Consider the following 14251-nt stretch of genomic DNA (forward strand, 5'->3'; position numbering starts at 1 on the left):
TAGTTTGACAAGGACTAGGATAATATGCATAATGGGAAAAAATCAAGATTCAAAATGGAAGATGAAAAAGGTTTTGATCATAGATGATTCTCCTCTTATCTGTCGGATCCTTGAAAAGGCCATTATTTCCTTCCCGGATTTTCTTCCGGTTGGCAAAGCGGCCAACGGGGTGGAGGCCCTGAACCTTATAGAAAAGCTGGAGCCAGACCTTTGTACTTTGGACGTGAATATGCCGGCCATGGACGGTCTTAGTTTGCTCAAGAAGCTCATGGTAAGGAGGCCCATGCCGGTCCTGATGGTAAGTGCCCTTACCAAGGAGGGTTCCAAAACCGCCTTCGAGGCTTTGCGTTACGGAGCTTTAGACTTTCTAACCAAGCCGGGAGGGCTTTGGGAAGCCGGAGGAACCTTTGAAAAGGTGCTCCAGGACAAGCTCCGTCGGGTCTCGGCGGTGGATCTATCGGCCATTCGTTTTATCACCCGGAAAAGCCTTAAGAAGAGGCCCCTGGCCGAGGCTCGTCCCGCTCGAAGTTTAATCGTCGGGCTGGGCAAAGAGGGGATGTACACCCTTCTTCTGCGTCTTTTGAGTTTTGTGGAGGAGGTCCGGGCCCCTCAGGTGTGGTATCTGGATCTCCCTGAGGCTCTGGTGGAGGCCTTTGCCGAATACCTGGCTGCCGAGTGTGCCCTTCCGGTCAAGGCCTTGGTTTCTGGAGAGGTTCTTCGGGAAGGGTTTCTTTATCTTACAAGCACCGATAAATGGTTGAAATTGGAAGAAGATCATGAGGGGCGCTTGATAGTCAAAAAGAGTGAAAGGCCTCGGAATGTTTCGGGAGAAGAGGCTCTGGATGCTTTTATTCTGGAGGCGGTTACCCTTCTGGGCCCCAGAGTAATGGTTATTGTGGGTTCCGGGCGCTTGGAGAAGGGGAAACTAGGGGTAGCGGAGGTGCAGGCTGCGGGAGGGAAAGTGATCGTCCTCCATCGAAAGATATGTCTTTACCCGGAAGGACCTATCTTTTTTGCGGAGGGTGGAAGATATCCCGAGGTCTCTCTGGAGACCGCGGGTCAGCTCCTTTCTAAGTGGCCGGAGAGGGGGGAAAGGGATGTCTCAGCACTTAAAGGGCAGGCTTGAGACCCTGGGGGTGGAGGCCCTCCTTCAGGCTTTAGGGCTTTCCGGACAAACGGGGGTCCTGCGGGTTGTTGGACCCCAAGGAGAGGGGCAAATCTCTCTTTATCAAGGGCGTATTGTAGAGGCCCGGGCCCCTCAAGGAGAGGGTAAAGAGGCCGTCTTTGAGCTCCTCTCTTGGAAAGAGGGAGAGATGGAATTTTCTCCCCAACCCGTTGATCCTGGACCTTCGGAATATACGGTTGAGGCCCTCCTTATGGAGGCGGCCACCTATCACAGCGAAAAGGGCCGAGAGGGGGCCCTCTCGGTGCTCTTGGTGGAAGATTCGCCGCTTGCGGCCCGGACTCTGGCTGAAATTATCGAGACCTCCCCGGATCTCCACCTCTTAGAAGTGCTTTCCAATGGGGAGGAGGCCCTCTGGGCGGCCGCGGAATATCACCCGGATGTAATTTTACTCGATCTTCACCTTCCGGGCCTTTCGGGCTCTAAGGCCTTCAAATATCTCATGGTCAAGAGCCCGGCCCCGGTGGTTTTGACCAGCTCCACCCTGGGGGAGGAAGCCCTCTCTCTTTTGGCCCTGGGGGCTGCGGCCTTCTGTCTCAAAGGTCCCGGACAAAGGGAACATTTGGCCTCTCTCCTTAAGGAGGCTAGCCGGGTGAAGGTGGAACGCCTTCGGAGATATCTCTGGAAAGAGAGGCCTCTGGAGAGGGCTTCGCAGGAAAGGCCCAGCCGTTTGACCGTGATTCTAAGTGGTCTGGGAGGCATGGGGGAGGTCCTAGAGTATCTTTCCCATCGCCCCTTCTTGGCCGAAGAGGCCCTGATCTGGGTGCTGGATGGCTGTCCTGAGGCCCTGGAGGGGTTGGCCAGGGTGCTTCAGGGACGAGTCCCTTGGCCGGTCCACTTTCCCCGAGCGACCACCATTCTTTTGGCCGGAGGACTTTACCTCTCTCGCCCCTTTCCGGCCCTGCGTCGGGGACCAGTCCTTGACCCGGTAGAGGCTTCTCCAGAGGCCCTCTGGTCGGCAGATCTTCCGCTAGAGGTAGAAGTCTTTTCCGGCACCCGGAGGCTGGAATTGGAGGAGGTTCCTTCTTTCAGGGTAAAAATTCGCGATCCCCGGACGGCCCCCGCCCCCGATCTTCCGGCCTCTTTTGAGGCCCTGGAAAGTGTGGAATCTTTTAAGGACGCTCGAGGATAGCAGAGAAGACGAGCCATGTCGGAATACCTTAAAGAATATCTGGCTGAGGCCTTCCAATATCTCAACGAACTGGAGAAGCTCCTTTTGGAACTGGAAAAGACTCCAGAGGAAGAGGCCGCTCGGCAGGAGGCCCTGCGGGCCGCCCACAACCTCAAAGGCATTTCGGCCTATATGGGCTATCAAGTGATTGCGGATCTGGCCCATCAGATAGAAGAAAAACTGGAAAAGCCCGGAGAGGAGGGCCGGGAAGATCTTTTCTCTCACTTAGACAAGATCAAGGCCCTTCTTCTGGAGCTTGAGGAAAGGGGAGAGCTTCCGGGAGAAGAGGAAATCCATTTTGAAAGCCTTCAAAAGGCTCTTGAGGAACTTCGGAAGGAAGACGAAGATCTCTACCGGGCCTTTATGGAACTTTTAGAAGAAAAGCTCCCTTCTATCAGATTCTTCGTGGAAAATCCTGAGCCCTCTCAGCTTCCGAAACTCAAGGAGGATCTCGAAAGGATCCGGAACTCGGCCCGCTACCTCAATCTGGAAGATTGGGTGGAGTTTCTGGAGGTCCTGGAAAAAGAGGCCGAACTTTCCGTAGAAGGAAAAGAAACACAGCTTAGAAAATATGGTAAAATATTGGAAAAATTCTCCCCTCAAAAGGAAATTCCTTCAGAAATTGAAGAATTTTTAGGGGAACTCTCTTCAGAGATCGAGGCCCTTTCTCAGGTAACCGAAAGCTATGCCCCTAAGGAGGGCCTTTTCGAGGAGGAAGAAAAGGCGGAGGAGCCCTCGAGGGAGGAACCTTCTTTCCCGGAGGAAAGACCGGCGCCCCCTCCAGAGCCCCGGTTAGAGGAACGTCTTCCGGAACCACTCTTGCGGGTAGAGGTTGAGAGGGTCTCTCGGGTTTCTTCTTTGGTGGATGAGCTGCGCATGGTGGGGTATCGCCTGCAGGAGGTCCTCCAAGAGGCCCAGGATTATCTCCCCCGGGATTTGCGTCTGCAGATGGAAGATGCCCTTTTGGGTTTTTCGTCCGTTTCCCGAAGCCTCGAGGAGGAAGTAAGGGGGCTCAAGCTGGTTCCGGTAGATATTCTTTCCCCTCGGGTGGAAAGACTCTTTCGGGACCTGGTGAAATCTACCGGAAAAGAGGCCGAACTTCTCTTTGAAGGACACGATCTCCGGGTGGATCGGGTGCTTTTGCAGGAAATCTGGCCGGTCCTGGTGCATCTTCTGCGAAACGCCTTTGACCACGGCCTGGAGACGCCGCAAGAAAGGGAGGCCGTGGGAAAATCCCGTAAAGGGCGCCTGCGGGTAGCCTTTGAAAGCGAGGAGGGCTGGCTCAAGATTGTGGTGGCCGATGACGGACGAGGTATAGCCTGGGAAGAAGTAGAAAGCCGGGCCCGGGAGAAGGGCCTTTCTTGGGAGCGTTTGGAAGAAGTCCTCTTTCAGCCCGGATTTTCCACCAAAGGGGAGGCCGACGCCCTTTCCGGACGGGGTTTCGGACTGGACATCGTTAAGAAGAAGGTGGAAGCCCTGCGGGGCTTTGTAGAGTTGGTCTCCGAAAGGGGACAGGGGACGCAGGTAATTCTACATTTACCCCTTTCGGCAGCGGTTAACCGCGTGCTTCTCCTGAGGGTAGGGCAGAATCTCTGGGCTATTCCTTTTTATGCCCTCTCCGAAGTCAAACGCGTCTCTCCAGCCCTTCTTTCCCAAACTGAAGGAGGCGTCATCTACAATCATAGGGGAGAATCCGTAAGGGTTCTTCTTCTAGAGGAGAGGCTCCTTGAGCGTCCCCTTTTTTATCTCCTTCTTATGGCCGGTCGTCCGCTTTGGGCCCTGGCCGTCCCCCAGATTCTGGGGCAACAGGAGGCCTCTCTCCGTCCCTTTCCAGAGAGTCTCCGAGCTATGGGGCCCTTTTTCGGGTTGGCCCTTCTTGCAGGAGGTGGGGTAGCCTATGCTTTAGATCATCGAAGTCAAGAGGCTTTAGAGGTTTTTTTAAAGCGCGGGATTAAGATCTCTTCTTCCGGCTTTCACGAGGCCAATAATTAAGGGAAGGCTATCCTTTAATAGGTTTTTTTCCTTTAATGCCCTCTAACCTCCCAAAATTTTCCTTGACATTTGAGGGGATAATCGATAGCCTCAAGCTACCCTAGAAGTGTTAAAAAATCTGTTCATAGGAAGGAGGGAATGATGGCCGACATTAAGAAACATGACACACCTATGGTGGATGAATTAAAGAGTGGTCCGTGGCCGAGTTTCGTAGATGACATTTATAGCTATGCGGAGAAGCACCAGAAACAGGCCTGCTTTGACCTGATGGGCCAGCTCGAGCTCTCCTACAAGCACAAGGAGACCCACTGGAAGCACGGCGGTATCGTGGGGGTTTTCGGCTATGGCGGAGGAGTGATCGGACGCTATTCCGACCAGCAGGACAAATTTCCGGCTATCTGGGCCTTTCACACCATTCGTGTGAATCAGCCGGCCTCTAAGTGGTACCATTCCTCGGCCCTGCGCAAGCTTTGCGACATGTGGGATCATCGGGGAAGCGGGATGCTTAACACCCACGGTTCCACGGGGGACCTGGTTCTTCTCGGTACGGTGACCGAGCAACTGGAGCCCATCTTCTACGATCTTACCCATCAGATGAACATGGACCTGGGAGGGTCCGGATCCAACCTGCGGACGCCTTCTTGCTGCGTGGGGAAGGCCCGCTGTGAGTGGAGCTGTATCGATACCCAGGCCCTGACCTACGATCTCACCATGACTTATCAGGACGAGCTGCACCGGCCGGCCTTTCCTTACAAGTTCAAGTTCAAGATCTCCGGTTGTCCCAACGACTGTGTGGCGGCCATCGCCCGGGCCGACCTTTCCATCATCGGGACCTGGATCGACGACATCCGCATTGATCAGGAGGCCGTAAGGGCCTATGTGGGTGGAGAACTTAAGCCCAATGCCGGGGCCCACTCCGATCGCGACTGGGGTCCCTTTGACATTCAGAAGGAGGTCATCGACCTCTGTCCCACCCAGTGCATGTACTGGGACGAGAAGGAAAAGAAGCTTTACATCAATAACAAGGAGTGCAACCGCTGCATGCACTGCATCAACGTAATGCCCGAGGCCCTGCGTCCGGGGACGGATACCGGGGCTACCATTCTTATGGGGGCTAAGGCTCCAATTCTGGAGGGGGCTCAGCTTTCCACAGTGATTGTGCCTTTCATGCGGCTTGAGCCTCCTTACGACAATCTCAAGGAGCTCATCGAGAAGACCTGGGATTTCTGGATGGAAAATGGTAAGAACCGGGAGCGTCTGGGCGAGCTCATCCAGCGGGTGGGGCTCAACCGCTTTATCGTGGATGTCCTGGGGCTTAAGCCCATTCCGCAGCACGTCCGTGAGCCGCGCTCCAACCCTTATGTCTTCTGGAAGGAAGAAGAGGTGGAAGGCGGCTGGCAGCGCGATGTGGCCGAGTTCCGTAAGCGTCACCCGGCCTAAGCGGGTGTCTAGCAAGTTTTAAAAAATTAGAATGAAGGAGGTTGGAGATGTCTGATAAGATTTATGAGGAAATTCAAAACACGCAGCTGGATGAGATTTACAGCAAGCCTTACGATCCGGAGCTTGCGGAAAAGCTTTTTAACCCCCAGAAGCCCATGGAAAACCGGATTACGGATATTGGTCCCCCGCACTATGCCCAGTTCTTCCCTCCGGTAATTAAGAAGAACTACGGGAAGTGGAAAAGCCACGAGATTGTCCAGCCCGGGGTTATCAAATACACCAGCGAGACCGGGGATGTGGTCTATGCGGTGCGCGTGGGCTGTGCCCGACTTATCACCACGGATCTGGTGCGGGAGGTCTGCGAGATCGCGGACAAGTACTGTGACGGTTATGTACGCTGGACCACCCGAAACAACATCGAGTTCCACGTAACCGATGAGGAAAAGCTCCGGGCCCTTCTGGACGACCTCAAGGGCCGGAAGTTCCCCAACGGTTCTTATAAGTTCCCGGTGGGTGGCACCGGGGCTTCGGTAACCAACATCGTGCACACCCAGGGTTGGGTGCACTGCCATACTCCGGCCATTGACGCCTCCGGGGTGGTCAAGGCGGTGATGGACGAGCTTTTCGACTACTTCGGAAGCCACAAGCTTCCGGCTCAGGTGCGGATCGCTCTGGCCTGCTGTCTGAACATGTGCGGGGCGGTGCACTGTTCGGACATCGCCATCCTGGGCATTCACCGGAAGCCCCCGCTAGTAGAAGACGATCGTCTGGAGCATGTGTGCGAGATTCCTTTGGTGGTGGCGGCCTGTCCCTTGGGGGCTATTAAGCCCGCCACGGTGGAGATCGAAGGCAAGAAGAAGAAGACGGTGCGGGTCAATGTGGACCGCTGCATGTTCTGCGGGAACTGCTATACTATGTGCCCGGCCATGCCCCTGGCCGATGGTGAGGGCGACGGGATCGCCATCCTGGTGGGCGGAAAGATCTCCAACCGGATCTCCCCGCCCAAGTTCTCCAAGCTGGTGATCCCCTACATCCCCAATGAGCCTCCGCGCTGGCCCACTACCGTGAAGTGGGTCAAGAAGATCCTGGAGACCTATGCGCAGCACGCCCGGAAGTACGAGCGGCTGGGTGAGTGGGCCGAACGGATTGGCTGGGAGCGCTTCTTTGAACTCTGCGAGATTCCCTTCACCGAAAAGAGCATTGACGACTACCGTCTGGCCTACGACACCTATCGCACCTCGCTCCACTTTAAGTTCACCAGCCACGTGGAGCCCATGTAAGGAGAAAAGGGGAGGGGCTCAGCCCCTCCCCAATTTTGAGAAAGGAGGGACTACGAGATGGCTATGGATAAAGAGGAACTCAAAAAGAAGATTATGGAATTTATGGAAAAGAAGTCCGGGGCCAAATCCAAGATTTATCTCAAGGACCTTCAGCGGGCCATTCCTGAGGCCTCTCCCCGGGAGATCAAAAATGCGGCCAACGAGCTGGTAAGAGAAGGAAAGCTGGAGTACTTCTCCACCGGCTCTACGGTAATGTTCGGTATCCCTGGAAAAGGCCAGCCGGTAGAACAGAAGGACTAAACCCTGCCATTTTTCGTGCTTTTTATTTTGAGGGGGGAATGGTCCCCCCTTTTGTGTTTTTAGGCTATCCTAAGGGAGGGTTTCTTTCAGGTCCTCGGAGAGGACTTTCCAGAGCCTTTTTTCCGCCCGAGGAATATATTCTTTAAAGCCCGGTTTCCCGGAGCAGCTGAGTTTTACAAAGGCTCCCAAGGCCTGCAGGAGTCGAAAGACGCGCGTGTAGTGCATTTCCGAAAAAAGGGTCTCTCGGTCGCGGCCGCTTAGTCGGAGATATATCTCGAGAAGCCTTTTCCGGGGAAGGTCTTCTACATAAGGGTCGTAAAGGAGAGAGGCCAGATCGTAGGAAGGAGGGCCGAGGCGGGCAGCCTGAAAGTCGATTAGATAAAGCCGTCCCCCTTTGATCATAAGGTTGCGGGACTGAAAGTCCCGGTGAAGAACCACGGTATCGGTGAAATGAAAAAGGGCCTCATTAAGGAAGGCTTGCCAGCGGGCCCTCTCTTCCGGAAGCCACCTGCGGCCTCGATATCTCTGAAGATACCAGGTCTCAAAGTAGAGGATCTCTCTTTCCCAAATAAGTCGGGCATCGTAAAAGGGGGTTTCGAGGATCGCCTCCTTGGGGAACCAAGGGGCCAGCTCCTGCAAAGCAACCAGGATCTCTAGGGCCTGCGGATAAAAGTGGTTTCTTTCCGGGTGTTCCCAGAGGCGCACCTTTCCCAGGTCTTCCACCAGGAGGACCCCTTCTGGCTCTTGATAGGCCAAAATTTCCGGGACCGGGATTCCGTGGCTCCAGAGGAAGCGCCCTAGAAGAAAATAGCTCCGGGCCTCGCGGAGGCCAAAGTCTCCAGGCTGAGGAAGGATGAGGATGAGGCTTTCGCGGTCTTGAAGATGGAGGCGCAAAAAGGTCCTCGCGGAGCCGTCCCCGGGCAGAGGCTCGATCCTCTGGACGACAAGCCCCCACCAGGAACGGAGCCTTTCCCGAAGGGCTTCTAAATTCATAGGAAGGGGTGTTTTCCTTTCCGGATCTCCGAGAGCAATTCCCGGAAACTTTCCGGGGTACCGAGGTCTCGCCAGTAAAAACCTGTGGCCACTAGCGCCTGAGGGAGAAGCCCTTTCTGGATGAGTTTTTGGTAGGCCGGCACTAAGTCCCTTTCTTCCGGGAGCGCAGCAACCCATTCTGGGGAGACCACCTGGATGCCGGTATAGGCAAAACCCTCCGGGTGATCCTCTCCAAAACCTACCACCCTTTCCTCCTGGATTCTTATCCGGTTCAACCCTGGCCGGCGGTGACAGAACATAAGGCAAGGGCCCCCGCGGCGCAAGAAGGCCTCGTAGACCACCCGCAGGGGAAAGTTGGTGAGGATGTCGCCGTTTATAACTAAAGTGGGTTCGGTAAAAAAGGCGGCGGCATAGCGCAGGGCCCCGCAGGTCCCCAAGAGTTCAGGTTCCTCAAAGACTTCCAGGGTGATTTCCGGATGAGTGGCCGAAAATCCCTCGGCAAAGGCTAGGATTTCGTTTCGGAGATGCCAGGTATTGAGTCCTACAGTAGTGAACCCTTCCTCAAGGAGGCGCGCTAGGGTGATCTCCAGAAAAGGACGGCCTTTCAGGTGCAAGAGGGGTTTGGGAAGGTGATCCGTAAGGGGGCGCAGGCGCTCGCCACGTCCGGCACAGAGCACAAAGGCCCGCATCAGGCGCTCTGCGCCCGAGTCTCCTCTTGAGGGGTTTCCAGTTTTTCTACGGTTTCCTTTACATCGGCCTCATGCAAGGCCTGCTTGAAGGAACGAATGCCCTTGCCTAGGCCGGCCCCGATCTCGGGAAGGCGCTTAGCCCCGAAGAGAAGAAAGGCGATGAAAAGAATGATTAGGAGTTCCTGCGTGCCGAGTCCAAACATGGCGACCTCCTTTACGCTCTGGGCTCCAATAACCATACCACAAGGATGCTGGCCTCGTAAAGGAAGACCAGGGGCAGGGCCAGGAAGAGCTGGTTGACCACATCCGGGGTGGGGGTAAGGATGGCGGCCACCACAAAGGCCCCTACGATGGCGTAGGGTCTGGCCCGAGATAGGGTCCGGGCCTTTACCACCCCGAGTTTTCCGGCCACGGCTAGGGCCACCGGGACTTCAAAACAGAGCCCGAAGACCACGAGCATCCTCAAAGCAAAACTTACATAGTCCCGGAACACCGGTTTAAACTCCAGGAGCTCCCCCCCGAAACGGGCCAGGAAGGGAAAGGCCCGGGGAAAGACCAGAAAATAGGCAAAGGCGGCCCCTCCCAGAAAGGCCACACAGGAGGCCAGGATCAAGGGGCGGGCGAAGCGTTTTTCGTGGGGGTAAAGCCCTGGGGCCACGAAGGCCCAAGCCTGATAGAGGATATAAGGGCTGGCCCAGAGGGCCCCGAAGACCAGCGCGATCTTGAGATAGGTAAAAAAGGCCTCCTGATAAGCGATGAACATGATCTTGCCTTCGGGAGGAAGAGCGGCCCGGAGGGGCTTAAGAAGAAAGCGCAAAAGAGGTTCAAGCTTCCAATAGGAAAGGGCCGAGGCCGCCATCCAGGCCACCAGGCTCTTTAGAAGCCTCTCCCGGAGTTCAACCAGATGGGCGGTTAAGGGAAGGTTCTGGTCTTCTTCCGGGCTCTTCTGGATCACGCGCTCCGTATCAAAGCCTCCATTTCTCGGGCTAGGCTTTCCGGGTCCAATCCGGCCCGGGCGAAAAGTTCATCGGGTTTTCCCGAAGAGGGATATTCTTCCCAACCCCGGAGGCGCAAGCGGACCGCCTTTCCCGCCAAGGCCAACTCCTGAGCACATCGGGCCCCAAGACCGGTCTCCACCAGGTGATCCTCGGCTATTAGGATGGGCCCGATCTCCGCGGCCCGCAAGAGATCTTCGCGCGGGAAGGGTCTGACCGAGGCCAGGTTGAGGACCCCTACCGAAAGACCTCTCTGGGAAAGGATCTCCCGGGCGGCCAGACATCGGGAGACCATGGTCCCGTAAGTCACAAAGGTCCCGTGTTCTCCCTGGCGAATCCAGTCGCCCTGACCGGGTTCAAAACGGTAATCGGGGCCGAAAAAGGGGCGCCCCTCTTCGTCCAGGATCACCGGAACCTTGGAACGCCCCATGCCCACAAAGACATTTCCCGGACGGGTAGCCGCGAAACGGACGATCCGATCGGTTTGGTTGGGATCTGCCGGAAGATAGATTTCAAAATCCTTGAGACTCAAAAGAAGCCCCAGATAATCCACACATTGGTGGGTGGGACCGTCCTCCCCTACATCCGCTCCCAGATGGGTGCTCACGATCTTGAGGGCCGTGCGGTTGAGGACGTTAAGACGCAACTGGTTGTAGACTTCGTCCACGGCGAAGACCCCGAAGGTAGAAAAGAAGACTAGAAAGCCCTCCCGGGAAAGGGCCCCGGAGACCGCCGCGGTGTGATGCTCTTGGATGCCGGATTCGTGAAAGGCCGCCGGAGAATGTTTCCGGAAGGCGGTCATTTTGACCGAGCCCTCAAGATCACAGGTGAGCCCTAAGATCTTTGGAGGACGACCGGGGAGGTTGTTCCTTTCGGCCAGAGAAAGAAGGGCCTTACCGTAGGCCGAGCGGCAGTCGGTCTTAACCTCCGGCCCGTAGAGAAGGGGTTCTCCGGGATCGATTTCCACCGGCTCCGGATCGTGAGATTGATGAGGAAAGGAGACCGGGTGATTTTTCCGCCTTTCCTGCCACTGATCCAGTTCCTCGGGGTCAAACCCCAGTTCTGCCAGGGCTTGACGACAGAGGTCCGGCGGAAGAGGCATGCCGTGCCAGCGGGCGTCGTTCTCCATGAAGGAGACCCCGTGCCCCATGACCGTGCGGGCCAAGATGGCCGTGGGCCGATCCGACCGGGGGACCTCCCCCGTGAGAAAATTCCGCAGGGACCGATAGAGGGCCTCGAAATCGTGACCGTTGACCTCGAGCACATTCCAGCCGGTGGCCTCGATCTCCGCGGCCAGATCCTGGGGCATGACCTGATAGGTGTCTCCGCCGATCTGGAGACCGTTCACATCTACGATCACACAGAGATTGTTAAGCCCGAACTTTACGGCCCAACGTCGGGCTTCAATCACCTGACCCTTCTGTTGCTCGCCATCGCCCATGAGGCAGAAGACCCGAAAGGCTTTCCCCTTGAGCTTGGCGGCCCGGGCCATGCCGCAGGCCGCAGAAAGCCCCTGCCCTAGGTTTCCGGTGTTCCATTCCACTCCGGGAACGGCTTGCTCCACGTGTCCGGCAAAGGCCGAGCCCGCCCGCCGGAATTCCAGAAGAAAGGGTTCCTCAGGGAAAAACCCGTATTCGGCCAGCACACTGTAGACCCCGGGGCTGATATGCCCGTGGCTTATCACTACCCGGTCGCGCTCCGGATCCCGCGGATTCTCCGGATTCACCCGGGCCAGGGCATAGACCATGAGAAGAGAAGGCAGGGTCGAAAGGGAGCCTCCCGGGTGTCCGGAGCCAGCCAGGGTGGTGGCCAGTAACACCCGCCGGGCACAACGCCGAAAGGCCTCCTCAAACCATTGCCGTTCCTCGGCCGAAAGTTCCAGGACTTCGGGATTCAGTTTGCGCATCAGGGGCCCTCCCGTTGGAATCGACTAGAGACCTATAACCTCTTGGTGGAAGTTTGCAAGAGGAGGAGCCCCTGGATTTAAGGGTTTTTCTTTTCCCGGCGCATAGCGATTACGCCGGTGCGTACGATTTCTTTGATGCCGATGGGTTTGAGGAGCTCGATGACCGCCTGGAGTTTGCTCTGAGGTCCGGTAACCTCGATGGTGTAAGTACGAGGACTCACATCTACCACCTTGCACCGGAAGATATCGCACATACGGAGCACTTCAGCCCGGGTCTCCTTTTCGGCCCGCACCTTGATAAGGGCCATCTCCCGCTCCACGAATTCCCCCTCCTCGGTGACGTCCACCACTTTGTAGACATCGACTAGCCGGCGCAGCTGCTTGATGATCTGTTCAATAATGAGGTCGTCCCCGGTGGTCACCAGGGTGAGATGGGAGAGGGTGGGATCCAGGGTCTCGGCCACGCAGAGGCTGTCGATATTGAAGCCGCGCCCACTGAAAAGGCCGGCGATACGCGCCAGAGCCCCGGGAGTATTTTCCACCAGCACCGAAAGGGTGTGTTTTCTCTCAGACATCGCCGCCTCCTAAACCAAAATCATTTCCGTGGTAGCCCTTCCGGCGGGCACCATGGGGAAGACCCCTTCCTCAGGGGCAATATGGATATCCACCAGGGTGAGACGGTCGCTTTCCAAGGCCTGTTTTAAAACGGGTTCCACCTCTTCCGGCCGGGTGGCCCGCAGACCCAGGGCCCCGTAAGCCTCGGCCAATTTCACGAAGTCGGGGATGACCTGGAATTTGACCGCCGAATATCTCCTTTCGTAAAAAAGTTCCTGCCACTGGCGGACCATGCCCAGATAGCCGTTGTTGAGGATGATTACCTTAACCGGAAGGCCCTGCTCCATAGCTGTGGCCATCTCCTGGATGTTCATCTGGATGGAGCCGTCTCCAGCGATGTCTACCACCAGTTTTCCGGGATGGCCCATCTGGGCCCCGATGGCTGCCGGAAAGCCAAAACCCATGGTCCCCAGTCCCCCGGAGGTGATGAGGGTTCGGGGGCGGTCAAATTTGTAAAATTGGGCCGTCCACATCTGATTCTGACCTACCTCGGTGGAGATAATGATCTCCCCGCTCTGGGCCTTGTCCCGGGTAAGCTCATAGAGCTTTTCGATCACGAATTGCGGTTTGATGTACTCGCCCTCCTGTTTGTAAGAGAGGGGATAACGCTTTTTCCAGATCTCGATCTGTTCCCACCACTCCTTGAACTGTTCGCGCCAGATCTTTTCCGGGCGGGCCACCTCTTTTACGATCTCAAGGAGTTTTTCTAGAGACCGTTTGCAGTCTCCCACGATGGGTACATCCACCCGGACATTTTTCTGGATAGAGGTGGGATCGATGTCGATATGGATGATCTTGGCCATAGGGGCAAAGGCGTCCACCTTACCGGTGACCCGATCGTCAAAACGGGCTCCCACGGCCAGGATGAGGTCGCTGTTGGCCACGGCCATGTTGGCGTAGTAGGTACCGTGCATGCCGAGCATTCCTAGGGACTGGGGATGACTTCCCGGAAAACCCCCAAGCCCCATAAGGGTCATGGTCACCGGAAGGTGGAGGCGTTCGGCTAGCTCCCGCACCTCTTCGTGGGCCCCGGAGGAGATTACCCCCCCTCCTACCAGGACCACCGGTCGGGTACAACTTTCAAGCAGCCGGTAAGCCTTTTCCACCTGACGGGGATGAGGGTCATAGACCGGCTGGTAGCTTCGGAGCCGGATCTCCTCCGGCCAGTAGAACTCCGCTTTGCCCTGCTGGACATCCTTAGGAAGGTCCACCAGGACCGGACCGGGGCGCCCGGTGCGGGCGATGTGAAAGGCCGCCCGCAAGATACGGGGAAGGTCCTCGGTGCGCTTGACTAGAAAATTATGCTTGGTGCAGGGACGGGTGATTCCGGTGATATCCACCTCTTGAAAGGCGTCGTTTCCGATAAGCTTGGTAGGCACCTGACCGGTGAGGATGACCACCGGGATGGAGTCCATATAGGCCGTGGCGATGCCGGTTACGGTGTTGGTGGCCCCGGGGCCGGAGGTCACCAGGCACACCCCCACTTTCCCGGTGGAACGGGCGTAGCCATCGGCGGCATGCGCCGCACCCTGTTCGTGGCGGACCAGGACGTGCTTGATCTCCGGGGTGCGGTAGAGCTCATCGTAGATATCGATCACCGCCCCTCCGGGATAACCAAAGATCACCTCTACCCCTTCGCGTTTCAGGGCCTCCACGATCATCTGCGCCCCGGTCATCTCTTTGCCCA

Annotated in this window: 13 protein-coding genes; 6 read left to right on the forward strand and 7 right to left on the reverse strand. The window is 56.6% G+C overall.

Features of this window, described 5'->3' with window-relative positions; translation table 11 throughout:
* Window positions 1–61 precede the first annotated feature (61 nt).
* The 6 genes from FVE67_RS07935 (at window position 62) to FVE67_RS07960 (ending at window position 7366) form a co-directional block, all read left to right on the forward strand.
* A complete protein-coding gene (locus FVE67_RS07935; RefSeq protein ID WP_168720070.1) occupies window positions 62–1126 on the forward strand; it encodes a response regulator in 1065 nt (354 codons plus the stop codon).
* Window positions 1098–2315, forward strand: a complete 1218-nt coding sequence (locus FVE67_RS07940) for a response regulator (protein WP_168720071.1) — start codon at window positions 1098–1100, stop codon at window positions 2313–2315. Before FVE67_RS07935 ends, FVE67_RS07940 begins: the two co-directional genes overlap by 29 nt.
* A 15-nt stretch (window positions 2316–2330) precedes the next feature.
* Window positions 2331–4346 (forward strand): chemotaxis protein CheA, encoded by a 2016-nt coding sequence (locus FVE67_RS07945; protein ID WP_168720072.1) that lies wholly within the window; start codon window positions 2331–2333, stop codon window positions 4344–4346.
* Between the two features lie 141 nt (window positions 4347–4487).
* Window positions 4488–5786: a dissimilatory-type sulfite reductase subunit alpha gene (dsrA, locus tag FVE67_RS07950; protein WP_168720073.1), complete on the forward strand. Its 1299-nt coding sequence runs from the start codon at window positions 4488–4490 to the stop codon at window positions 5784–5786.
* Between the two features lie 155 nt (window positions 5787–5941).
* Window positions 5942–7066 carry a dissimilatory-type sulfite reductase subunit beta gene (gene dsrB / locus FVE67_RS07955; protein ID WP_343036325.1) on the forward strand — a complete coding sequence of 375 codons (1125 nt, stop codon included), beginning with the start codon at window positions 5942–5944 and terminating at the stop codon, window positions 7064–7066.
* Between the two features lie 57 nt (window positions 7067–7123).
* The gene (locus FVE67_RS07960) at window positions 7124–7366 is read left to right on the forward strand and encodes a dissimilatory sulfite reductase D family protein (protein ID WP_246167876.1); all 243 of its coding nucleotides are present in this window, start codon (window positions 7124–7126) and stop codon (window positions 7364–7366) included.
* 69 nt (window positions 7367–7435) lie between these two features.
* Here the strand turns inward: FVE67_RS07960 and FVE67_RS07965 are convergent, their stop codons facing one another.
* The 7 genes from FVE67_RS07965 to ilvB all read right to left on the reverse strand — a co-directional run bounded on the left by FVE67_RS07965 (window position 7436) and on the right by ilvB (window position 14240).
* Entirely contained in the window at window positions 7436–8359 is a 924-nt protein-coding gene (locus FVE67_RS07965; protein WP_168720075.1) for an aminoglycoside phosphotransferase family protein, read from the reverse strand.
* Window positions 8356–9048, reverse strand: coding sequence for a nucleotidyltransferase family protein (locus tag FVE67_RS07970; RefSeq protein WP_168720076.1), 693 nt, complete (start codon window positions 9046–9048; stop codon window positions 8356–8358). The genes FVE67_RS07965 and FVE67_RS07970 overlap by 4 nt, the downstream gene beginning before the upstream one ends.
* On the reverse strand, window positions 9048–9251 hold the full coding sequence (locus FVE67_RS07975; RefSeq protein WP_168720077.1) for a twin-arginine translocase TatA/TatE family subunit: 204 nt from the start codon (window positions 9249–9251) through the stop codon (window positions 9048–9050). Before FVE67_RS07975 ends, FVE67_RS07970 begins: the two co-directional genes overlap by 1 nt.
* A gap of 11 nt (window positions 9252–9262) precedes the next feature.
* Window positions 9263–10003: a twin-arginine translocase subunit TatC gene (gene tatC, locus FVE67_RS07980; protein ID WP_168720078.1), complete on the reverse strand. Its 741-nt coding sequence runs from the start codon at window positions 10001–10003 to the stop codon at window positions 9263–9265.
* Window positions 10000–11949: a transketolase gene (locus FVE67_RS07985; RefSeq protein ID WP_168720079.1), complete on the reverse strand. Its 1950-nt coding sequence runs from the start codon at window positions 11947–11949 to the stop codon at window positions 10000–10002. Before FVE67_RS07985 ends, tatC begins: the two co-directional genes overlap by 4 nt.
* A 77-nt stretch (window positions 11950–12026) precedes the next feature.
* Window positions 12027–12524 carry an acetolactate synthase small subunit gene (ilvN, locus tag FVE67_RS07990; protein ID WP_168720080.1) on the reverse strand — a complete coding sequence of 166 codons (498 nt, stop codon included), beginning with the start codon at window positions 12522–12524 and terminating at the stop codon, window positions 12027–12029.
* A gap of 9 nt (window positions 12525–12533) precedes the next feature.
* Complete coding sequence (gene ilvB / locus FVE67_RS07995; RefSeq protein ID WP_168720369.1) at window positions 12534–14240, reverse strand: biosynthetic-type acetolactate synthase large subunit; 1707 nt, start codon at window positions 14238–14240, stop codon at window positions 12534–12536.
* Window positions 14241–14251 lie beyond the last annotated feature (11 nt).

This window comes from Thermosulfurimonas marina (genome assembly GCF_012317585.1).
Classification (GTDB): domain Bacteria; phylum Desulfobacterota; class Thermodesulfobacteria; order Thermodesulfobacteriales; family Thermodesulfobacteriaceae; genus Thermosulfurimonas_A; species Thermosulfurimonas_A marina.

What these genes read in the sequence shown, in the direction of transcription:
- FVE67_RS07935 (WP_168720070.1), top strand. Translation starts at nt 62, where the DNA reads ATGAAAAAGGTTTTGATCATAGATGATTCTCCTCTTATCTGTCGGATC.
- FVE67_RS07940 (WP_168720071.1), top strand. Translation starts at nt 1,098, where the DNA reads ATGTCTCAGCACTTAAAGGGCAGGCTTGAGACCCTGGGGGTGGAGGCC.
- FVE67_RS07945 (WP_168720072.1), top strand. Translation starts at nt 2,331, where the DNA reads ATGTCGGAATACCTTAAAGAATATCTGGCTGAGGCCTTCCAATATCTC.
- dsrA (WP_168720073.1), top strand. Translation starts at nt 4,488, where the DNA reads ATGGCCGACATTAAGAAACATGACACACCTATGGTGGATGAATTAAAG.
- dsrB (WP_343036325.1), top strand. Translation starts at nt 5,942, where the DNA reads ATGGAAAACCGGATTACGGATATTGGTCCCCCGCACTATGCCCAGTTC.
- FVE67_RS07960 (WP_246167876.1), top strand. Translation starts at nt 7,124, where the DNA reads ATGGCTATGGATAAAGAGGAACTCAAAAAGAAGATTATGGAATTTATG.
- FVE67_RS07965 (WP_168720075.1), bottom strand. Translation starts at nt 8,359, where the DNA reads ATGAATTTAGAAGCCCTTCGGGAAAGGCTCCGTTCCTGGTGGGGGCTT.
- FVE67_RS07970 (WP_168720076.1), bottom strand. Translation starts at nt 9,048, where the DNA reads ATGCGGGCCTTTGTGCTCTGTGCCGGACGTGGCGAGCGCCTGCGCCCC.
- FVE67_RS07975 (WP_168720077.1), bottom strand. Translation starts at nt 9,251, where the DNA reads ATGTTTGGACTCGGCACGCAGGAACTCCTAATCATTCTTTTCATCGCC.
- FVE67_RS07985 (WP_168720079.1), bottom strand. Translation starts at nt 11,949, where the DNA reads ATGCGCAAACTGAATCCCGAAGTCCTGGAACTTTCGGCCGAGGAACGG.
- ilvN (WP_168720080.1), bottom strand. Translation starts at nt 12,524, where the DNA reads ATGTCTGAGAGAAAACACACCCTTTCGGTGCTGGTGGAAAATACTCCC.
- ilvB (WP_168720369.1), bottom strand. Translation starts at nt 14,240, where the DNA reads ATGACCGGGGCGCAGATGATCGTGGAGGCCCTGAAACGCGAAGGGGTA.